16 protein-coding genes and 2 pseudogenes are annotated in these 20,509 nt (G+C 56.6%); 4 read left to right on the forward strand and 14 right to left on the reverse strand.

What is annotated here, in order from left to right; all coding sequences use genetic code 11:
- Positions 1-67: 67 nt before the first annotated feature.
- The 3 genes and pseudogenes from JO965_RS26200 to JO965_RS26210 all read right to left on the reverse strand — a co-directional run bounded on the left by JO965_RS26200 (position 68) and on the right by JO965_RS26210 (position 2,891).
- The gene (locus JO965_RS26200; RefSeq protein WP_203445483.1) at positions 68-1,171 is read right to left on the reverse strand and encodes an ABC transporter substrate-binding protein; all 1,104 of its coding nucleotides are present in this window, start codon (positions 1,169-1,171) and stop codon (positions 68-70) included.
- Positions 1,172-1,559: 388 nt separating this feature from the next.
- Positions 1,560-1,775 (reverse strand): annotated as a pseudogene (locus JO965_RS26205) (ISL3 family transposase); the annotation flags it as partial.
- Between the two features lie 45 nt (positions 1,776-1,820).
- Positions 1,821-2,891, reverse strand: coding sequence for an IS110 family transposase (locus tag JO965_RS26210; protein WP_371826923.1), 1,071 nt, complete (start codon positions 2,889-2,891; stop codon positions 1,821-1,823).
- 507 nt (positions 2,892-3,398) lie between these two features.
- Here JO965_RS26210 and JO965_RS26215 point away from each other — a divergent pair.
- From JO965_RS26215 to JO965_RS26230, 4 genes and pseudogenes are all read left to right on the forward strand, one after another.
- Positions 3,399-3,590 (forward strand): annotated as a pseudogene (locus JO965_RS26215) (methylaspartate ammonia-lyase); the annotation flags it as partial.
- Between the two features lie 79 nt (positions 3,591-3,669).
- Positions 3,670-4,770 (forward strand): M14 family metallopeptidase, encoded by a 1,101-nt coding sequence (locus JO965_RS26220; RefSeq protein ID WP_203445045.1) that lies wholly within the window; start codon positions 3,670-3,672, stop codon positions 4,768-4,770.
- Positions 4,771-4,900: 130 nt separating this feature from the next.
- The gene (locus JO965_RS26225) at positions 4,901-6,058 is read left to right on the forward strand and encodes a Xaa-Pro peptidase family protein (protein ID WP_203445046.1); all 1,158 of its coding nucleotides are present in this window, start codon (positions 4,901-4,903) and stop codon (positions 6,056-6,058) included.
- A 329-nt stretch (positions 6,059-6,387) separates the two neighbouring features.
- A complete protein-coding gene (locus JO965_RS26230) occupies positions 6,388-7,323 on the forward strand; it encodes a 3-hydroxyacyl-CoA dehydrogenase (protein WP_203445047.1) in 936 nt (311 codons plus the stop codon).
- A gap of 189 nt (positions 7,324-7,512) precedes the next feature.
- Here JO965_RS26230 and JO965_RS26235 read toward each other — a convergent pair whose 3' ends face one another.
- From JO965_RS26235 to JO965_RS26290, 11 genes are all read right to left on the reverse strand, one after another.
- Positions 7,513-8,919: an aminotransferase gene (locus tag JO965_RS26235; RefSeq protein WP_203445048.1), complete on the reverse strand. Its 1,407-nt coding sequence runs from the start codon at positions 8,917-8,919 to the stop codon at positions 7,513-7,515.
- A 163-nt stretch (positions 8,920-9,082) separates the two neighbouring features.
- Positions 9,083-9,580, reverse strand: coding sequence for an Lrp/AsnC family transcriptional regulator (locus JO965_RS26240; RefSeq protein WP_203445049.1), 498 nt, complete (start codon positions 9,578-9,580; stop codon positions 9,083-9,085).
- 75 nt (positions 9,581-9,655) lie between these two features.
- Positions 9,656-11,200, reverse strand: coding sequence for a fumarate hydratase (locus tag JO965_RS26245; protein WP_203445050.1), 1,545 nt, complete (start codon positions 11,198-11,200; stop codon positions 9,656-9,658).
- A gap of 6 nt (positions 11,201-11,206) precedes the next feature.
- Positions 11,207-12,640 (reverse strand): aldehyde dehydrogenase family protein, encoded by a 1,434-nt coding sequence (locus JO965_RS26250; protein WP_203445051.1) that lies wholly within the window; start codon positions 12,638-12,640, stop codon positions 11,207-11,209.
- A gap of 194 nt (positions 12,641-12,834) precedes the next feature.
- Complete coding sequence (locus JO965_RS26255; RefSeq protein ID WP_203445052.1) at positions 12,835-13,755, reverse strand: LysR family transcriptional regulator; 921 nt, start codon at positions 13,753-13,755, stop codon at positions 12,835-12,837.
- Positions 13,756-13,833: 78 nt separating this feature from the next.
- The gene (locus tag JO965_RS26260) at positions 13,834-14,748 is read right to left on the reverse strand and encodes a CoA ester lyase (RefSeq protein WP_203445053.1); all 915 of its coding nucleotides are present in this window, start codon (positions 14,746-14,748) and stop codon (positions 13,834-13,836) included.
- 114 nt (positions 14,749-14,862) lie between these two features.
- Positions 14,863-15,987, reverse strand: a complete 1,125-nt coding sequence (locus tag JO965_RS26265; protein ID WP_203445054.1) for a CaiB/BaiF CoA-transferase family protein — start codon at positions 15,985-15,987, stop codon at positions 14,863-14,865.
- A gap of 11 nt (positions 15,988-15,998) precedes the next feature.
- Entirely contained in the window at positions 15,999-17,252 is a 1,254-nt protein-coding gene (locus JO965_RS26270) for a methylaspartate ammonia-lyase (protein WP_203445485.1), read from the reverse strand.
- A 288-nt stretch (positions 17,253-17,540) separates the two neighbouring features.
- On the reverse strand, positions 17,541-17,630 hold the full coding sequence (locus JO965_RS49455) for a hypothetical protein (RefSeq protein WP_371826966.1): 90 nt from the start codon (positions 17,628-17,630) through the stop codon (positions 17,541-17,543).
- Between the two features lie 172 nt (positions 17,631-17,802).
- Complete coding sequence (locus tag JO965_RS26280) at positions 17,803-18,162, reverse strand: hypothetical protein (protein WP_203445055.1); 360 nt, start codon at positions 18,160-18,162, stop codon at positions 17,803-17,805.
- A gap of 402 nt (positions 18,163-18,564) precedes the next feature.
- Positions 18,565-20,052: a M81 family metallopeptidase gene (locus JO965_RS26290; RefSeq protein ID WP_203445056.1), complete on the reverse strand. Its 1,488-nt coding sequence runs from the start codon at positions 20,050-20,052 to the stop codon at positions 18,565-18,567.
- Positions 20,053-20,509: the final 457 nt, after the last annotated feature.

The raw sequence follows: 20,509 nt of genomic DNA on the forward strand, positions 1-20,509 counted from the left end.
AGTGACTCCATCAAGATCTCTGGTGCAAGCGAGGCGACGACTGGATAATCGTCGCCTCGCTTCAGGGCTATCGAAGGACCCAGTCGCTCCAGCGCTTAACGAGCTGTTGTGCATTCGTGAGGCCGTCCGGCCCGACCTCGGAGTACCATTGCCCGTTAATCGGAATACTTTTAGCTAGGTACTCTGGATAGGTCGGGAGTTTTCGGGCGAGTTCCTCTGGCAGCAGTTTGAAGGCGTTACGGTTAACCGGGCCTTCAGGAAAATGTTTGGCAAGGTTTGCTTGGTTTTCGGCACGACATGCGAATTCTATAAACTTTTGTGCATTTTCTGCATTCGGACTTCCCTTTGGAATCACCCAATAATCCCAGGTCATCTTTGCCTGATTGCGATTAATCTCGAGCGGAGAGCCTTGGTCTATCGATGAATTCGCCCGACCGTCATAGGACATCATAACGTCGCCAGATCCGCTCCGCATTAGTTGCTGAATCTCGGACCCACTCGTCCACCATTTCCGAATATGGGGCTTGATCTTGTCGAGGCTTGCAAAAATACGGTCAATGTCCATCGGGTAGAGTTTATCGGCAGGGACTCCATCAGCCAATAATGCCTCTTCCCAAGGACCTTCAGAGCCATACTGACCAGCGACAAGGAAGCGGGTGCCAGGGAACTGCTTGACGTCCCAGAACTCGGCCCAATTCGTTGGTCGCGGTTTGCCTGCAGGGAACTTCTTCGTGTTCCAGACCATATTATAGCTATAGATGAGTGTTCCTACACCATAGGGGTCCTTAGCAAAATCAACTATCCCGTTTAGGTCTTCAGGCCTGAATCTTGAGTAGTCGATTTTCTCAAGCATCCCTTTGGCCGCTGCAGAAGCTAGGGCGCCCTGGATTAAGGGAACCACGTCGGCAGTTACGTTATTTGATTTGGCCATCAATTCCAGCTGCGCTGGGTCAAAGTCTTGAGATATTGGAGTTACCTTGATCCCAGTTTGGGCTTGGAATGGCTTCACATAAGCTTCCAAGACACCTTTCCCGGATTCGCCGCCGTATGTAACGACCCGCAGCTCGTTTGAACTCTGCGCGAATGCCCCCCCGGCAGGAGCTGCTAACGCTCCAGCTGCAATTGCGGAGGATCCTTGCAGGAAGTGCCTTCGGTTTATCAGTAGACTCATTTTCATTCACCCTCTGTTTGCCCCATCGCCTTTGTTGGCAGGGATTCTATGTATGTCTGTAACTTGATTTCAATATGGCGGAAGTCCCGAACCTCCGCCAAGGCCCAACCTAATCATACGTGGGCCGCAGAATTTTTGTCGCATCGGGCGGTCATTCTTGATTAAGGTCACGCAGTTTTAGGCCGACAAGAATAGTTTACATATCGATGCCATCTGATTTCCAGATGGCGCAACTGCTCGAGGGGACCGTTAGGAGTGGGATGGCGCCAGCAACGATAAAGTCCAGCTGATTTATCGCGATAGAGCGGTTTGTCTTGCAAAGCGGTGGAGCACTCTCATGATTTCTCCTCGATTGCTGGTTGCGTGGCTCTCCCGCACTCTGTGTTGATTACGCTGCCAGAAGCACCCGACGGCGCAGAAAATCAAACCTGGCACGTCCATAGATGGAGCGCTTTAGGAGCTTAAGGCGCGTGTGACCCTCGGCTTGCCCACTGCTCCACGGCTGTGTCAGGGCTACGCGAACCGTTGCCCCATCCTGCTCCCGGCTAACGGCAAAAGTCTCGACAACCTGGATGCCTGATGACCGAGCTTCCGCAATCCTTGCTCTCAGAGTCTTGATGGACGCCTGCTCGCTATTTGGAATCTGACGTCACGGCAATATTGATGAATGAGCGTGCAGAAGCCCTCGGCAATTTCGGCCGCGGTTAGACTTCCAGCCTTCCACGAAGTGCTCGTAGGTCCGCTCCGCCTGCTCAGCCACGGCCCGTTCCTCATCCCGCAACTCGTGGACGTTGTAGGCAATACGACAGGCATAGCTCAGATCGCGTCGGTTTCCCATCGTCCGCGCAAGGCCCGCCTCCAGTTCCATGGTCAGGCGTTTGTTGGCAATCAGCGCAGAGAATGCCCAGAGATAGTCCTCCTCCTTGGCGGGCAGGTGCCAGCAGAGGTCGACCTGCTTCGACGCCAGGGCGACCGCGGCGATCTGATGGCCTCGTTTAGCGCGGATGCGCACGAAGAAGGCATGCAGCGGACCTGGAGACTTCGCCGCAGCCCAAGCCGCCTCGACCAGCATGACCCGGGCATGCCTGCGCCCGGCTTTGCTGATGCGGCCATGATGGGCGGCGCCCAAGCTGGACTGACGAACCCGGGGATTGAGACCGAAGTAGCTGACCAGTTTCTGCGGGCTCTTGAACCGTTGGATGTCGCCGATCGCCGCCATGAGACCCGTCGCCACGGCCAGATTGATGCCGGTGATGGTCAGAAGCCGGTGCACCTCGGGGCTTTCCAGAGAGCCCTGCGCGATCTCACGGTCAAGGCCCTCTAGATCTTCTTCCAACCTGTCAAGCTCCCGGATATGCCGATCGATGGCAGCCCGCTCGTCGTCCGGCAGCGGTTGCCGTGACAGCCAATCCCGACCGCGCTTGTTGAACAGATCGGCATGGGGGCACTTCGGAATCAGATGAGCGTGAAGGATAGAATGCACCTCGTTCTTGATCCGGGTCCGGTGGCGCACGACCTGATAGCGCTGCGCAACCAGGCGGCGCATTTGTTCGGTCGCCTCGTCCGGGGTCCAGATCTCCGGAAGGAAGCCTGCTGCACGTAGGCTCGCAAGGGTGCCGGCATCCACTTTGTCCGTCTTCAAATGAGCATGGGCGATGGCCTTCACCCGCAACGGATTGGCGATCACCACCCGCACGGCGGCTGGCGTGCCGCAGCACATCACTACCCCAGATCACCACCTCCCCGAAGGTCTGGTGGATGTCGATGCCAATCACGCGTCGCATTCCAGCCTCCATCATCATCCAAATAAACCCGGTGGGCCTCGCACGAGATGGTCCCGACCTGGTAGGTTTCTTTCTCAGAGGTCGAAAGGAAGAGCAGGTACGCCCAGCGCAGTGTTCAACCAGCTACAGAGCGACCGCACCAAGCAATTTCTATCGGCAGGGAAAGAAACTATTTGAATGCGAGCCACTCCAAGTATCCCGGCTCCGGGACATGCCGTTAGACACTTTCGCGGACCAACCTAGCGGTCACACTCCTGACGCGGCAGCTTCGGGTGCATGGGATTGCAGGGTCGACCTGAAGGCCTTCTATCTTAAATCGCGATGGCTGCCTTCGGGGCATTATATTGGCAACACCGATTTCATGTGATGCATACTCTTTGGGCTCAGGCATGCCCTGACTTCGCCCGCCTAGAACGGCGTGACCAACCTTGAGAACCAATACCGTGCAGATCAAAGACGTCATTCTCACGCCCGGCCACGGTGCCTTTTTCTACGATGACCAAGCGGCTATTCGGGCAGGCGTCGGCCAGGACGGCTTCATCTACGTTGGTGACCCGGTCACGCCGGGATTTCGGTCCATTCGAGTTCCTGCAGCATGCCTCAGCATCGGTCTTGTACTCGCAGATGACACGATCGCACCTCGTGCGGTGCTACAGAGTGGCCAAGCCGTTCATTATAATTCCTGATCAAGAGACGGCAACTGGAGGTAAGTAGATGAATCTAGACAGCGTGAAGCAGATTGCCGAGGTAGACTTTTCTGACACCTATCTTGAGGCTAGGGAGAAATTTTTGGCGGCGGTGCCAAATGCCCGAGCGTATCCGTGCAGCGCAAAGGGTCCGTCTGGCGAGGCTCTCTATACAGATGTAGCCTATTTTGGTCCAACAGATGCCAAGAGGCTCTTGGTTCTGATTTCGGGCACCCACGGTCCAGAAGGATATCACGGTTCTGCGGCCCAGTTGCTGTTCTTGCGCGCGAAATATCACGAGCAGCTTCCACACTCGACGGCAGTGCTCTTCATCCATGCCCTCAACTGCTACGGTTTTGCCTGGAATCGAAGGGCAACGGTAGAGGGATGCGACCTGAACCGTAACTTTATCGACTTTTCGAGCCCCATCCCCCCAAATCCTGGATATGAAGAATTGGACGAATTCTTCGTTCCTGAAGATAGATCGGAGGAGGGTATCAGACGGGCAGAAACTGCAATTGATCAATACCGCAAGCTGCACGGTGACGCGGCCTACCTATCGGCGAGAGCGCAGGGACAGTATACAAGGCCCGGCGGTTTGTTTTATGGCGGAACCGAACCCACGGAAGCCAGGCGAACCCTTGAGAAGATAATGGCCGACTTCGATGTGTCGACTCGAGACGAGGTCATCATCATCGACTACCACACTGGCCTAGGCCCATACGGGTACGGTGAGATCCAATGCGAGCAACCATCTGGTCTCAAGGGCTACCACCGAGCAGAGAAAATCTTTGGCCCTTCCGTCACGTTGCCCGACCTTGGCACATCCACATCACCAAACTTGCACGGAACCCTTGACGAATATTTTCAACGCCTCCTCGGGGATCGGCATACGTATGTCGCCGTGGAGTACGGAACCTACCCAATCTCAGAAGTCATGTCCGCTATACGAGACGAGCACTGGTTATTTAGGTTTCGCCCCGACCAAGCTGACTCTGAACTTGGGCGAGAGATACGGAACGCCAGTAAGCGGAGCTTCTATCCTCAAAAGCCTGATTGGCAGGAGATGGTTCTCTGGAGAGCACATCTGGTCCATCGGCAAGCACTCGAGGCGCTTGCATCAGAATGATAGCCCTCTGCGCGGGCTATAACCGGCGGCGGTCAAATCGTCGGACCTCGCTATTCTCGGGTGGATATCAACACGGCTTCCGTCCACCCCTGCTACCATCAATCAACACAAGTATTGAAGGATCCACTTCATGAGTTCTCATAGCCCAATCCCCTTCACCGGTGCCCCGTTTCAGAAATCAGAGTACGAGCGACGGCAAAAAAAGGTGCTTGAAGCGGTGGCCGGGGCTGATCTCGACGCGCTGATGGTCACCGCCCACGGGCATCTCCGCTATCTCAGCGGATACGATGGGATGGGGGCATACTTCATGCCGTTTCCGCTGATTTTGGTGCCCGGACGCGCACCAACGTATGTCGTTCGGGAGTATGAGCTCACCGGCGTTCGCGCGGAAAGTTGCATTGATGAGATCGTTGGCTATACGGAGCAGCCTGACTTTGCCAGAGTGTGCGCTGATGTTCTTCGGCAGTTGGGACTGGCTAACCGCAGGGTTGGCTTCGAACTCGGCTGTTGGAACCTCGCGCCTGCCGATGTAATGGCGTTGCAGGCGCGCCTTCCGGATATGAAGGTCGCCGATGCCTCTCGTTTGGTCTCATCCGTGATGGCCGTTAAGAACGAACTGGAAATTCAGGCCATCCGCGACGCAATGGCCATGACCGATGTGGCTGTGCAGGCATTTCATCAGTCGCTGCGGGACGGCATCACCGAGGTGGAAATGGCTGAGGCCATCCGGAATGAGGTCACGAAAGCTGGTGGCGAGGACTTCGCTTTGACCTCGATCGGATTCGGTGAGCGGGCGAAGCTGCCGCACACGAAGCTGACGCGCCACGCAATGGGCATCAACGAACCTGCCATGGTGGAATTCGCCGGCATGAAGCAGGGATATGTCGGGCCGATCGTCCGCAGCGCTGTCATTGGACAGCATTCTGAAACTGAAATTCTGCACACCTTATCGGAGGAGGCGCTTGAAGCCGCAATCGCCGCTATCAAGCCAGGTGTGATGGCGGGAGATGTAGATGCCGCAGCGCGCAGAGTAATCGAGCGATCTGTGCGACCGCAGGCACTCAATCATCGGGTTGGGTACCAAACCGGAGCCCCCTGGAACGAACGCGGCAACATCAGCCTGGAGCCCGGCGCAACCGATATCCTTCAGGCCAATATGACCGTTCACATGCCAGTGATCCTCATTGGGGAAGGCGGTTATATGATTGGCTGCAGCGAGACCGTGTTGGTGACAGAGCGCGGAGCAGAAATACTCAGTCAAACACCACACACTCTCTTCCGGGCTTAATTTCAACAAGCCACTGGCAGCGCGGCGATGCAAATTCGCCGCGTTCATTTCAACCGTGCGCAGCTCTTGTTGAGGTAGACTGGAAATTACCCTCCTGGGCTGCTGGGTTAACTTGACCTGTGATTCGCCTCAACGGATGGGAGGTAAATCATGGGTTGCTGCTATTCTCTTGATCTTCGGGTGCGCGTTGCTGCCTTCGTAGTCGTGAGAAGTTCCCGTCGAGCGGCAGCCAAGCACTTTGATGTCAGTGGGGACTACGCCATCAAGCTGGTGCCGCAGATATGGGACACCCGCTGACCTAACCTTCCGTGATCAATAAAAGGCTGGACATGGCCAATATTAAGTCTGTTGGTGTCGTTGGTGCGGGGCTCGTGGGCACGAGCTGGGCGATTGTATTTGCGCGTGCTGGGCTTCAGGTAAAGGTCTATGATGCGTCGGAATCAGCACGAGAAAACGTTAGTCGACAGCTCGCGCGAAGCCTCATGCAGATGTCCCAACGCGGACTCCTCAAGCTGTCGGCGCAGGAGGTTGAAAGTCGCATCGAAGTCGTACCGACATTAGTGGATGCCGTTCGAGACGCAGATTACGTTCAAGAATCCGTCCGCGAAGATCTGACAGTTAAGCGGGAGGTTGCAGCGCAGATCGCAACAGCTATTCAGGCGCATTCAGTTGTCGGGAGTTCGACTTCGGGCTTTCCGTCATCAGCCTTTACTGAATCGTTGAAGCGGCGCGAGCAGTTCTTGGTAGTCCATCCTGTAAACCCGCCCCATCTCGTCCCAGTGGTCGAAATCGTACCAGCACCTTGGACGTCTCGCGATGCAGTAGCACTCGCTGGTGCATTTATGAGGCAAGTGGGACAGCGCCCCGTAGCTGTTAACCGCGAGATAGACGGTTTTATCTTAAACCGCCTTCAGGGTGCGCTACTGGACGAAGCTTGGCGGCTCTATTCTGCGGGGTACGCGAGCGTTGAAGACATTGACGCAACGATCTCACATGGACTGGGAATGCGGTGGTCCTTCATAGGTCCATTTGAGACAATCGATCTAAATGCTTCAGGCGGCCTTGCTGGATATGCGGAGCATCTGGCGCCAATGTACCGGCGAATTGCGGAAACACGTCCGATCGAGGAGCCCTGGAGCGACGAGGCTGTCGCTCGCGCCCATGCTGAACGACGGAGCGTTGTTCCTAGCGAGGATTTACGGAAGCGACGGGAGTGGCGCGACGAGATGCTGCTGCGGCTTCTCGCTTTTAAGCAGGGTGAATGATCCGCTGTGGAGCTGCCGCTGGTTAGGTTCATCCTTGAGACATGCCAAGTTCCGTTCAGACGTGATAGGCGATAGCGGCTGGTGCGATCCTAGGCCAATGGCTGGTGCGTCTGACCGCTTCGAGCCACACATCGTCGGCTCCCCGCCTACAATGTGATGTGGGGGCCTGAGGCCCCCACATCACGGGTTTCAGATCGCCCCTTCGGTCTTCAACGAACGGTAAGTCGTTTCGACAGCCCGCGCAGTAGCGTCAACAATGATATCGATCTCGGCGCGCGTGATGATCAGTGGTGGAGCATAGCCGAGAGTATCGGCGTGGGGCATGGCGCGAGCGATAACCCCATTTTCGAGCAAAGCTGCCGCCGCCCGCACTCCAACTTGCAACGTTGGCTCGAACGGAATGCGCTCCTTTGGATTTCTCATAAGCTCAACAGCTGAAAGAATGCCGACACCGCGGACCTCACCAACTATGGGATGCCCCTCCAGTTCGGCCTTCATCCGACCATGCCAGTACGGTCCGACGTCGCGAACATGATCGAGGATGTTTCGTTCCTGCATCACCTGGAGATTTGCTAGAGCTGCCGCGGCGCAGAGGGTATGTCCCGAATACGTCCAGCCGTGGCCGAGAGGCCCATGCTTCTCGGTACCTCGCTCCAAGACGGACCACACGCGCTCGCCGATAATCGACCCGGAAATCGGCAGGTAAGCCGAGCTTATTCCCTTGGCAATGGTGACAAAGTCCGGACGCATACCGTAGAGATGCGAACCGAATTTTTCGCCCGTTCGGGCGAACCCGCAAACCACCTCATCTGCAATCAGCAGAATATCGTACTTGTCCAACACCTCCTGGATGGCGCTCCAGTATCCTTTGGGGGGAGGAACGATCCCGCCCGTTCCCAACACAGGCTCTCCGATAAATGCAGCGACAGTGTCCGGACCCTCAGCGAGAATAAGCTCCTCGAGGTCGCGAGCACAGCGTTTTGAAAAATCCTCTTCACTTTCGTCTTTGGCCGCTTGGCGATAGTAATGCGGCGTCGTCGTATGACGCACCACGTTAAGCGGCAAGTCGAAGAAGTCATGGAAGAACGGAAGTCCTGTCAGGCTGCCGGTGACCAGTCCAGAGCCGTGATAGCCTCGATGACGGGAGATAATCTTCTTCTTCTCCGGGCGACCTAGGATATTGTTGTAATACCAGACCAGCTTAATATTGGTTTCGTTGGCGTCTGAACCCGAAAGGCCGAAGTATACCCTTCGCATGTTCTGGCCGAAATACTCCACCACTGCCTCGGCCAAGCGGGCCACGGGGGCAGTGCTTTGGCTGGCATACACGTGGGCGAAGGGTAGCTCGTGAGCTTGCCGGCTGATTGCGTCGGCGATCTCGGACACTCCGTAGCCCATGTTGACACAGTACAGACCACCAAAGCCGTCCAAGCTCTTCCGGCCCTCGGTATCCCAAAGATAAACGCCCGCCGCCCCCGCCATGATGCGGTTTGGCGTCTCGCCTCGACTGTGCTTCGCCAAATGCGTCGAAGGATGGAAAACATAGTTCCGATCCTTCTCTTGGATCTGTGTGGTTCCTAGATTGATCAACGACACAGTATTCTCCCTTCATTCGCTCCGCGGAGACACTGGTCAGCCGCCTCGAGTGTCCAGAATCATAGCCCGAATTATCACTGCCGTTTTGCGGGAATGGGCCTCCGTAGCCGGAGAACTTACGGAATTGAGCCGAATTTCCGCAAAAACCACGGGAACGGAGCGGTTAGGGCTGCTGGAGGACAGAAGGTGGAATTGGGGAATTGGACTTGACCGGTTTTGTCACGATGAGGCTGTAGTACTGGTCTATTCCTAGGCCTGCCTGCAACAGCCCCTCCATGAACTTTTGGTAGGCAGCCATCGATGGGGATGCGACACGCATCAGATAGTCGACACGGCCTCCGATTGCCCAGCAATCCAGGATTTCAGGAATATCCTGAATGGCAGCCTCGAAATGCCGTTGATCTTCCAACCGATGTCGGTCCAAAACGACCTCAACCATGACAAAAAGCACGCCGCCAATCAGAGCGGGACTGAGCCTAGCATGGAATCCCTCGATGAGACCCGAAGCCTCAAGCGACCGAAGGCGCTCTGAACAGGCTGAGGTCGAGAGATGTACGCGCCTGGCAAGTTCGCTTTTGGAGATCCGACCGTCAGCTTGAATTTCCGAAAGGATCCTGAAATCCCACTTGTCCAAGCGCACGGGCGGATCGTTCGATTTCATGAGTGGCTTAACCAGGTTGTTGGTAGCAGCACTATACCCCGCCAGAGTTGGCGCCTAAACGCCCGCTTGTCACGGTTAGACTCCGATGCTGCGCGCGATTTTGTCGGCCGCCATTCGATTTCGCCATTCAGCAGGCCCAGTCTTGTGAATGGAGTTTCCGTCGACATCTACGGCCATGATGACAGGCATATCCTGTACTTCGAGCTCGTAGATAGCTTCCATACCTAGATCTTCAAACGCGATGATTCGCGCTGCCTTGATCGACTTCGAGATCAGGTATGCCGCGCCACCTACAGCGATTAGATAGGGGGCTTTGTGTTTCACTATCGCATCAATGGCCGCTGGTCCCCTCTCTGCCTTGCCAACCATTGCGAGGAGCCCTGTTTCAGCCAACATCTTCTCAACGAACCCGTCCATGCGGCTGGACGTCGTTGGACCAGCGGGACCGACAACTTCTGTTCCGACGGCGCGAACCGGACCGACATAGTAGATCACGCGTCCACGAAGATCGACAGGCAATGGCTCACCTCTGTCAATGAGGTCCACCATGCGTTTGTGGGCCGCGTCGCGACCTGTCAGCATCTTCCCGGAAAAAAGCAGACTTTCCCCGCACCGCCACGATGCCGCCTCTTCCCTCGTAACGGTGTCCAAGTTTACTCGACGTACGTTGAGCGGGGTCAGGTCGGCACTGTCAATGTCAGGCCATTCACTGAGATCGGGCGGGATCAGGTCGACTGGTCCGGAGCCGTCCAACGTGAATTTCAGGTGCCGATTGGCGGCGCATTGCGGGATCAGAGCTACAGGCTTGGATGCAGCGTGTGTCGGGTACGATGCGACTTTCACATCGACGACTGTCGTCAATCCTCCGAGGCCTTGAGCTCCAATCGCGAGCGCGTTGATCCTCTCATACAGTTCGATCCGCAAGGCTTCTTCGGGTGTCGACGGTCCCTTGGCGATCAAATCTGCCATGTCGATGGGCTCGTTCATGGCTTCCTTGGCTAGAAGCATCGCCTTTTCAGCGCTACCTCCGATGCCGATCGAGAGCAAACCCGGCGGACACCAACCGCTCCCCAGAGATGAGACGGTGTGGACCACCCAATCCGCAACAGACGCGCTGGGGTTCAGCGTCGCGAATCGGGCTTTGTTCTCGGATCCTCCGCCTTTCGCCGCTACAGTGATTTCGATTTGGCTACCGGGTACAAGCTCAACGTGTACGACTGCCGGCGTATTATCGCGAGTATTCACCCGGGCTCCGATTGGATCTGCTACGATTGAGGCCCGGAGAGGATTGTTGGCATCCAAATACGCCTTGCGCACCCCTTCGTTCACGAGCTCGGCGAAACTGCTCTTTGATTCAATGCGGACGTCCATTCCTACTTTGGCAAAGATCACGACGAGGCCCGTGTCTTGGCAGATCGGACGTCGACCAAAGGCAGACATCCGCGAGTTCAGCAGGATCTGGCCGATCGCGTTCCGCGCCGCGGGGCTCTGCTCTCGCTCATAAGCTTGGGCCAGATAGCGAATATAATCCGGAGGGTGATAGTACGAGATGTACTGAAGGGCGTTGGTGACGCTCTCGGTAATATCTGCTCCGGCTATGATCCGTGGATTATTACTCATGAGATGTCACCTATGGGACGGGAGCTCATTGACAAGCTTCAGGTTTTGGAAGCCTCTGACCCCCTGTTCACCGCCTTCGTACCCGTAACCGCTCTGTTTGACACCCCCATACGGAGAGTCCGCAGACACGCCTTTCAAAAAGTTAACGCTGACAGCGCCCGCAGACAACCCGTTCACCAGAGCCTCCTTCGCTTCCGAGTTGCCGGTAAAGAGGTAGCCGGCGAGGCCATATTCTGTGGCGTTGGCTTCATCAATAGCCTGGTCGATGTCGTCAAAGGGAGCAACGGTAAGGATAGGACCGAACGGCTCTTCATGGAGCACCTTGGCATCACTTGGTACGTCGGTGAGGATCGTTGGGGGCCAGTAAAAACCCGGCTGCTCGAGGCGAGCGCCTCCGATTTGGATGCGGGCACCGCCGTCGACGGCGTCCTTGGTTAAGCGCTGCATGGCTTCAATCCGCCGCGCGTTCGCCATTGGCCCCATTTCAGTTGCCGGGTCGTCCGGTGCACCAATTCTGATCCTGCCCGCAGCTTCCGTTATCCGGGCCACAAAGTCATTATACAAAGGTCGAGCGACCAAGATCCTGCTCGGTGCATTGCAGCTTTGCCCTGCACATTCGAACTTGTACTCGAGAATTGCTGGAATCGCCTTTGCGAGATCGGCATCGTCGCACACGACGACCGGGGAGTGCCCTCCGAGTTCAAGAATGCACCGCTGCAAATTGTTCGCAGCGGCTTTCGCCAGTTGCTTGCCGACCGCTGTTGACCCGGTGAACGTCAAAACCTTCACAATCGGTGAGGCGAGTAGGTGCGTCGAGATTGCCGCGGGATTACCGAACACGACGTTGACCACACCGTCGGGAAGGCCTGCTTGATGCAATGCCTCGGCTATATGAACGGCTGCACTGGGTGTTTCTTCAGCTCCCTTAAGGATAACGCTGCAGCCAGCCGCGAGTGCAGGCGCCAGCTTACGCGCGTTCAGCACGGCCGGATAGTTCCAAGGCGTAAAAGCAGCAACCACGCCGGCGGGTTCAAGCCTTATCGTACGGTGCTCGTCGATCGGAGACGCCGCGCAGAGCCGCTCGGCGTGTACCCCGTTCCACTCCAGAGTCTCGACGGTGCGCTTATACTCGCCTGTCGCCTCAGCAACGGTTTTCCCCTGTTCCTCCGACAGGTTCCTAGCCGCTGCGTCAATGTTGTTGGCCAGTATCTTGGAAGCCTTGATGAGAATGGCACCGCGCTCGTTAGCTGGCAGCGCGGCCCAAGCCTTGCTGCTTCCCTGCGCTGCAGCCAGTGCCTCGTCCAAGTCCTGCGCTGTAGCCGAAGCAACTGAGGCGAAGGCGTTCTCTGTCGCCGGATTTATCACTGGCAGGGTGGCACCGTCACTGGCGGCCCGCCACGTACCGTTGATAAAGAGCTGGTGGCTCCTGGTGTAGGACATAGGTTGCTCCGATTGCGTGATGTTGCTTGCGTGAGCGCGGTCCGATGCTCGAATGCTTCGCAAGGGTTGATCACAACTTCATCGCGATGGAGGCGAAGGGTCAAATATCAAATATTGCCGAGGTCCATCTCGAAATTAGATGACCGAAGGTCAAACGGCAAAAAATCTGTGCATTGTGCCGAGTAAGCAGGTCCTCAAGCGCGATCTAAGGTCAGCCAGTGCCCGCTTTCGATCAATGTATCGACGACCTTCGGGATCAGCTTGCGTAATGCAGCGACGGCAGGAGTGCGATCGTCTCTGGGGTTTACAGCGAGTACGACAAGGCGGGTGATAACCGGGTCTACTATCTTTATGGTTCGAACCAGGCCTTGAGAAGCCTCTTTATGGATGGCTGATGGTGTGAGGATGGAGTACGCTTTGCCTTCCATAACCATACCTATGATGGTTGAAAGCGAGTCCACCTCGAACCTCACGTCAAGCACGCAGCCATGCTGTGAAACGACATCGGCCACAGAACGTCGCACGTTGTTGTTGCGCATCGGAACGGCCAACGGGAACGCATGTAGTTCTGAAAGGGGTATCGAATCCTCGAAAGGCGGCTCTCCTGGAGGCGCCACGAGGCAGAACTCCTCGCGTGCCAGAGCCGTCATTGGACCAACACTGTCCTCCGTTCTATAGAGAATTGCAAGCGACAGACGCCCAGCGCTCATCCACTCTTCAAGAGGCCCAGTCATCCCTTCAATCATTTTAAGGGACACGCGCGGCAGTTCGTTTCGCACGGCTTCCAGCAGAGGGGCACTCAGAACTCGCGCAGCTCCAGAAGGAATTCCGATCGTCACCTCGCCAGCCGGCGACGTCATTTTATTGGTGAGCTCGGCCTCGGTCAGCTGAACTTCCTTAAGGATAGTCCGAGCCCGATCGAGCAGCTTTTGGCCTGCATCCGTTACTCTGACGCCGGTTCTCTCACGCACCAAGAGGTGGGTGCCAAACCCTTCCTCAAGCTGCCTGACATGCAAGCTGAGTGCGCTTTGGGCAACGTTGAGGAGTGTGGCAGCTTTTGTAAAACTGCCGGCCTCCACGACGCCGACAAAGTACTTAAGCTGCCTGATTTCCATGAGTTGAAGAGCCCAGCCAAGAGTATTCCCAACTAAACATATCAATCTCGAAACGAGATGGCAACCGGACCCGGGAGATCACCCGGCAGGCTGGAGCGGCGCCAAATCCTGACCTTCACTGTGATCGATCTTGCCGGCGAGAGCCAGAATCTGATGGGCACGCCGGATGACAGGAGGGTCGACCATCTTTCCGTCCACCACAAACGCACCGAGTCCGTTCTTCGCAGCAACTCTCTCGGCCTCGGCAATATTGAGGGCCCATTCGATCTCCTCCGCACCAGGTGAGAAAGCTTCGTTGAAAATGTTCACTTGTGCAGGATGAATGGCCAGGGCACCAGCGAAGCCGAGCCGGTGCGCGTGAATTGCGTTTTGTCGTAGCTTCTGGGTGTCCCGGAACTCGCCAATGCTTCCAACGAAGCCCAAGGGGAGCAGTCCAGCCGCCCGAGCCGCAAATAGCACCGCCAAGTTTGGCGCCAGAAGGAGATCAAATTCAGGAGAACCGCCCACGGCTGTACAGAAATCCTCGGGACCAAGCGCCATGGCAGCCATCCTGGAATGGGATGACGCGATGTCGGGCAGACGTTCCATTGCCCGGGGGCTCTCAATCTGAGCAAGGAAGCGGACTTTGCCATGGGGGATTCCCCGCTTTTGCTCAAGCTCCGTAACAGCGTCGGCGATTTCCATCACCCATTCGGCCGACTCCACCTTCGGCAGAACAAGCGCATCGACTCCGCGGATAATGGCCGCATCAAGATCGGTCGCCAAGTCACGCAACCCGCGGTTGACCCGAACTAGAACGGAGGCGCGCTGAGACCCAACTGTTGCAACGCTTTCAGACAGTTGCCGCCTGGCTTCCGGCTTCATGTCATGAGGAACTGAGTCCTCTAGGTCGAGGATAATACCATCGGCGCCCCGCGCATGTGCCGATGAAACGTACTTACGGCTATGAGCTGGAACGAAAAGCAGCGATCGCCAGCGTGGAACGCCAGTCATGACACCAATCCTAGTTGTGACGGAGAACCGTAGAATTCTCCGTCATATATCAAAGCGTCCATCTCATTCGCGCAAATGAGGCGCACAGAAGCGTTCCTCGAAATTTATGAAGGGTTACCCTTGCAACTCTTCTCGCACAGATGCCGTATGAGCGCTCAGGGCTGGGACAGGACGGAACGAGGGTTCCTCATTATTGAAGATCGCTGCGGGCGCAATCATGTTCACCGTCCCCTCAGGTGTGTCTACCCGGACCCTTCGGACATGCGGGTGCTGGGCGACGGCTGGGATGTCCCGCAATCGGCCATAGGCCAGTCCTGCGGCCTCAAGTTCTCGCATTGCTTCTTCACTGGACAGTTCAGAGAAACGGGCCTGGATGATCTTGTCGAGATGGCGACGCGTGCCGAGCCGCTCCATGTTATCCGCAAACCCTGGCTGGCGGGTTAAATAGGGCTGTTTCAGGAACCTAGCGCAGAAACTCACCCATTCCCGATCATTCTGAACCGAAAAAATGATGTCTTTGCCGTCAGCGCAACGATAAGCTCCGTAAGGCGCCAGCGACGGATGGTTTACGCCAGAACGAACTGTCCTATAGTTGCTATAATCATACTGTAGAATTGGTACATTCATCCAATCCACGATGGCATCAAACAAGGAAATCTGGATGGATGTCCCCTCGCCCGTCCGCTCTCGGTGGAAAAGTGCCTCGAGAATGGCGCTGTGCGCCGTCATGCCTGCCGAGATATCGCAGACCGAGACGCCTACACGCGCTGGGCCTTCGTGCGTCCCCGTGATGGCGCTGAGACCTGATTCAGCTTGAACGATGAGGTCGTACGCCTTGAGGTGGGAGAATGGCCCCCCCTCTCCGAAACCAGAGATGTCGCAGGTGATCAGGCGTGGAAAGCGCTGGCGGAGGTCCGACGATCCGAACCCCAGCTTAGCAATGCTACCTGGCTTCAAGTTCTGGATGAACACATCAGCCTTAGCAATGAGTGAGTCCAAGACGGCCCGATCAGGCTCGGATCTGAGATCCAAGCAAACTGACTCCTTGCCCCGGTTAAGCCAGACAAAGTAGGCGCTCTGTCCTTGTACCAGCTTGTCGTAATTGCGGGCGAAGTCGCCCTCTGGTCTTTCGATCTTGATGACCCGCGCCCCTGCATCCGCAAGGCGACAGGATGCGTAAGGCGCCGCTACTGCCTGCTCGACAGCGACAACCGTGATATCCTTGAGACTGTTTCGCATTACGGCGCTCGCTATGCAACGTTGTGAGGTTGGGTCCGACGACGCTTGAGCACGGCAAGGAGTCGATTTTGTTCATTCCCGACGATGGTCAAACCTTCATCGACTCCCATTCCAGGCTTGGCGAGCATCATGTCTGCTTGCGACGCCACTGACACGTGAACCGATGCGCGTGCAGATACATCGGTCTCACTGCAACTTCCCCCAACGTATGCTCCGACATTGTTCTCCTTGCATATGAGAACGGCGCGTGCGGTGTCGGCGATCGAGCCGACATCGGGGGTTTTGATCTGAACGAGATGGGTGGCTTTTGCCTCAGCAAATAACCGGACATCTTCGAGGGTGTTACACCGCTCATCAACGACGATGCGTGCGCGAGAACCGCGGCCATCCAAGATCGCGACAATTTGAGCGTAGTTATCGACCTGCGCCTGGGTCGACCCGAAGTCAGCTGGAGATTCAATATTGAGGGTGAACTCTGGAACTGCGTCAGAAACCTTGCTGATGAAGTCGGATATCTTTTGTGGATTGAGACCGATCTCTAGACCGATCCAGCCATAAACATCGAAATGAAGGACAGGACTGTACTCGGGTTGGCCGATTTCTCGTACACGCCGGGCGACCCACCTTACGAAATCGATGAAAGTGTGGCCGTCTGCTCCAAACTTACTACGTGAATTGATCAAACCGTGAGGAAGTACATCCACCGACTTGAGGATCATCTTGTCCACGTTGACTTCGCGAGCATCGCCACTCTGGCAGTAGATCGGAACACGGCGCTGCGGCAGCGGCAGTCCGAATTCAGCACAGATTACCTCGGCCATCGTGCTCCTGGCGGCATGAGCCGCTGCGCTCAGCAAGGCTTGGCTGACACCATACTCGATAGAGAGCGGAAGCCGCTCCCCTTCCGAGAACTCGAACGCTCTGGAACATGCGTCGAGGAAATGGGATGAATCGGTGTTTAGAAGCCGAGGGACAATAACCTCTGACGTCAGATCCATAATTTGACCGGCGTGGAATAGTGGATCACGGCCGCCGGCCCCAGAGTACTGGACGCCCATCATGTCGCCCCAAACGATCGTGTCATCTGCGAGTACAAGACCGATGCTGAGGCATGCTGCAGGAACTCGAATGGACTGAAATCCCGGCGTGACCGGGTCACCGACGTAGATGAAGCCGTCCTGGCCGACGCCTGCCCGAATAGCCGCTTGGTCATCGTAGAAAAAGGCACCGTGGCCGGGCGTGAGAATGACGTCTTTGATCTGCACGGTATTGGTTCTCAAGGTTGGTCACGCCGTTCTAGGCGGGCGAAGTCAGGGCGTGCCTGAGCCCAAAGAGTATGCATCACATGAAATCGGTGTTGCCAATATAATGCCCCGAAGGCAGCCATCGCGATTTAAGATAGAAGGCCTTCAGGTCGACCCTGCAATCCCATGCACCCGAAGCTGCCGCGTCAGGAGTGTGACCGCTAGGTGTGAGTTCTGATCAGGTTTTCCGGCGAGAGCCTGAGCCGGTGTTCGTCGGCCGAGGCTACCATGCGGGCGCTGCTGATTGTACTAGGACAGCCAACGTGGCAGGTCAGGGACCCGAGCATCGGACGAGCTGAACAGGATTGCATCGGCCCACTCCCGCAGCAGTGTCTGGATGAAGCGCTCGGCCTTGCCATTGGTCTTGGGTGTTAAGAACGGGTGCCGATGTGCCGGATCCCGGGCATCCGCAGCGCCTTACGGAACAGCCGCCCCACGTAACCGGCCCCATTATCACCCATCACCCGCTCAACCCGGATGCCACGCGCTCTGAACCAGCGCTAGGCTCTGACTAAGAAGGCAGTGGTCGAGCAGTGGATCTCGTCCGGCCGCACCTCGACATAGGCCAGCCGGGTGGCGCCATCGATCGCCACATGAAAGCAATCGTACCTGGCACCCGCGCCTGGGTTGCGCCGGTCACCCGTGATGTGATGGCCCACCGCTCGAAGCGAGCCAGCTTGTCGATGTCCAGGTGGATCAGCCCGCCAGGGTGCTCGCGCTGATACTGCACGGGTGGCTTCTTCGGCTTCAGGGCCACCAAGCGACCAAAGCTACGCCGTGTGAGCCAGACTGCTACAGTGGAGCGGGCCACCTTATTACCGGCGATCTCCTCGGCTGCGAGCCGGTACTCCCGCCGGAGCATCTCAATCACGCTGATCCAGGGTTCTCCGGTTCGTTTGGCGACTGTCATGGGACGAGAGGAGCGGTTGTCCAGCCCGCTGCCCTTCCACCCGGTAGTGGGCCAGCCACTTGTGCGCCATGCACTCGTTGACGCCAAAGCCGGTCGCCACTTCTCGGATAGGTTGACTATCCTCAAGAAAGCGGCGGATCAGTTCCGCTCAATCCGGCTGGGTCGTATGGGCATTTTGGCGCGGGGTGTTCATCTCTCAGGTCCATCAGTCATCGTATCGCGATGACTACCTTCAGTCCCTCAGACGGGATGAACCACCTCCCTAGATCTCACACCTAGGCGAGCCGGTGCATGCCGCCCCTCAAGGCATCTGAGAATTTGAAGCATGAGCTAATGCCCTACAACGACGCTGATGAGTCATCCCTATGGCCTCCAGTGAACTTCGCCGTCGAGAGGATAGATAGGGCGGGCAAGTTTCCGGAAAGAAAACAAGTCGTAATTGGAGCTAGTCACGCCGCCGCTTGCGCACTCGACCATTGCTTTACAGTGTTTCTCAAAGACCGGCCGGCAATACATTCTCGACTTGAGAATGAGATAGCGCGCCTTCAGAGGATCTATTGCCGTACAGTGAAAGACACCGAGATCCCATGGTTCGTGGGGACGTTCAGTGATAAGAATGATCGCTGAGTCGGTTTGAAACTTGACGGCCCGCCCCATATGGCAAAGCTGCCCGCGATAGATTGGGCCAGACACGACATAGCTGCCATCACTTGCAGCAATTACCTTCCCACACAACCGCAAGGGAGCATGAGGCGGGGCGAACCCGTCTGCTCCTACCTTGTTACCAAGATCAATCGTTGCAGTCGCTCCGATGCCAGCCTCAATCAACTCGGTGACGATCTGTGGATCACAGATGGGGCCGGCAACAATTCCATCCAAACCTGAGGCAAGTGCGGTCGCCAACACATCCATGTTGTCGCAGGTGCCACCCGACATGCAATTATCCCCATGGTCAAGGAGCAGAACCGGCCCAGTTCCCGGTCCACCCGCCGCTTCTCGTGCAGAGGAGAGGGACTGTTCTAGCGATGATTCATGGTAGAGGAATTCTTCGCGCCTCCTCCAAGCTTCCATAGCAACTTCATCGGCGACCGCGCGCGCGATTACCTCGTCCGATGCCACCGCCACCACGGAGACGCCAGTTTCGGCGAGATCGGCGATCGGGAAGCCGCCGAACAGTGTGACGGCGTATACGCCGTCGCGTTGCTCGGCGACGCGAGTCAGGTTGATCAGATCTGTCATCGCACAATCTTCGTTGGTGTTCATCTTGAGCGTCGCTGCCAGCATTGGCGGATGGCTCCATGCCTGTCGAGGCCGTAGTCCGTCCTTGAGCATCGCGTCGATGATACGCGCTACATGTTCGCCAGTCGCGTACATGTCGATATGTGGATATGTCTTGAAACCGACTATGCAGTCGCAATTATCCAGCATGCGCTGCGTGATATTACCATGCAAATCGAGCGCGACCCCGAGAGGAACGTCAGGGGCAGCACTTCTGACGCGTGCCAGCAGTTCTCCCTCTGCGTCGTCGAAGCTCCGCGTCACCATCGCACCATGTAGATCGAGAAGGATCGCGTCGCAACCATGCTCGACAGCAGCAACGATGGCGGAGGCCATTTTCTCAAAGGCTTCGTCCTCAACGAGTCCACTGGGGTTGGCGGTAGCCGCGAGCGGTGTGATCAGCTCCGCTCCGTTCCGAAGCGCGTAATCGTGAAAGGCGCCTAAGGCCGTGTTCGAGCCGTTGCCGAAGGCATAGGCTTCCTCGTCCCATTTGGGATCGAAGGAATTCAGGTCGGTTCGCACGGGTGAGAATGTATTAGTTTCGTGGTTAAGGCGGGCAACGACAATGCGCATCTTAGATCTCCAAACAGTTCCACAGTCGATTAGCCTCTCCGGCTAGCCTGCTGCCGATGGCCAGGGTTTATGACCATTTGCTCAACCCCAACGAATTTTAGATCGGCGGATAGCGACCGGGAGTCATAAATTCTCCAAGCCGAGCGCCTTGAGTCTGATTGGAACATGTTCGCCGATGGCCCGCTGATGTTAACTACCATTTTGATGCTTTCAAAATCTCGGTCTAAAAGCCAATGAACGTTGCGTCTGCTGCTCCTATACATGCCTCCGGCAGGCAGTCGCAGGTCTATACTGCGCTCACACATGAGCACATGGCCACAGCAAACGAGCTCCGCGTCAGAGGTGAGCACGAGGCGAACCCGATACTGGTGGCTCTGATTGCCTTGCGAGGCGGATATGCATGAGCTTTCTCTCGGTTAATCGCTATTGACGCAGTCACTTCATCGTGGGCGCGCAA

This window comes from Microvirga sp. VF16 (assembly GCF_016864375.1).
Classification (GTDB): domain Bacteria; phylum Pseudomonadota; class Alphaproteobacteria; order Rhizobiales; family Beijerinckiaceae; genus Microvirga.

Bases quoted from the DNA above. Each gene is read 5' to 3' on its own strand.
- JO965_RS26245 (WP_203445050.1), bottom strand. From the start codon at position 11,200: ATGAGTAATAATCCACGGATCATAGCCGGAGCAGATATTACCGAGAGC.
- JO965_RS26210 (WP_371826923.1), bottom strand. From the start codon at position 2,891: ATGTGCTGCGGCACGCCAGCCGCCGTGCGGGTGGTGATCGCCAATCCG.
- JO965_RS26290 (WP_203445056.1), bottom strand. From the start codon at position 20,052: ATGCGCATTGTCGTTGCCCGCCTTAACCACGAAACTAATACATTCTCA.
- JO965_RS26255 (WP_203445052.1), bottom strand. From the start codon at position 13,755: ATGGAAATCAGGCAGCTTAAGTACTTTGTCGGCGTCGTGGAGGCCGGC.
- JO965_RS26220 (WP_203445045.1), top strand. From the start codon at position 3,670: ATGAATCTAGACAGCGTGAAGCAGATTGCCGAGGTAGACTTTTCTGAC.
- JO965_RS26225 (WP_203445046.1), top strand. From the start codon at position 4,901: ATGAGTTCTCATAGCCCAATCCCCTTCACCGGTGCCCCGTTTCAGAAA.
- JO965_RS26265 (WP_203445054.1), bottom strand. From the start codon at position 15,987: ATGCGAAACAGTCTCAAGGATATCACGGTTGTCGCTGTCGAGCAGGCA.
- JO965_RS26200 (WP_203445483.1), bottom strand. From the start codon at position 1,171: ATGAGTCTACTGATAAACCGAAGGCACTTCCTGCAAGGATCCTCCGCA.
- JO965_RS26260 (WP_203445053.1), bottom strand. From the start codon at position 14,748: ATGACTGGCGTTCCACGCTGGCGATCGCTGCTTTTCGTTCCAGCTCAT.
- JO965_RS26250 (WP_203445051.1), bottom strand. From the start codon at position 12,640: ATGTCCTACACCAGGAGCCACCAGCTCTTTATCAACGGTACGTGGCGG.
- JO965_RS26240 (WP_203445049.1), bottom strand. From the start codon at position 9,580: ATGAAATCGAACGATCCGCCCGTGCGCTTGGACAAGTGGGATTTCAGG.
- JO965_RS26230 (WP_203445047.1), top strand. From the start codon at position 6,388: ATGGCCAATATTAAGTCTGTTGGTGTCGTTGGTGCGGGGCTCGTGGGC.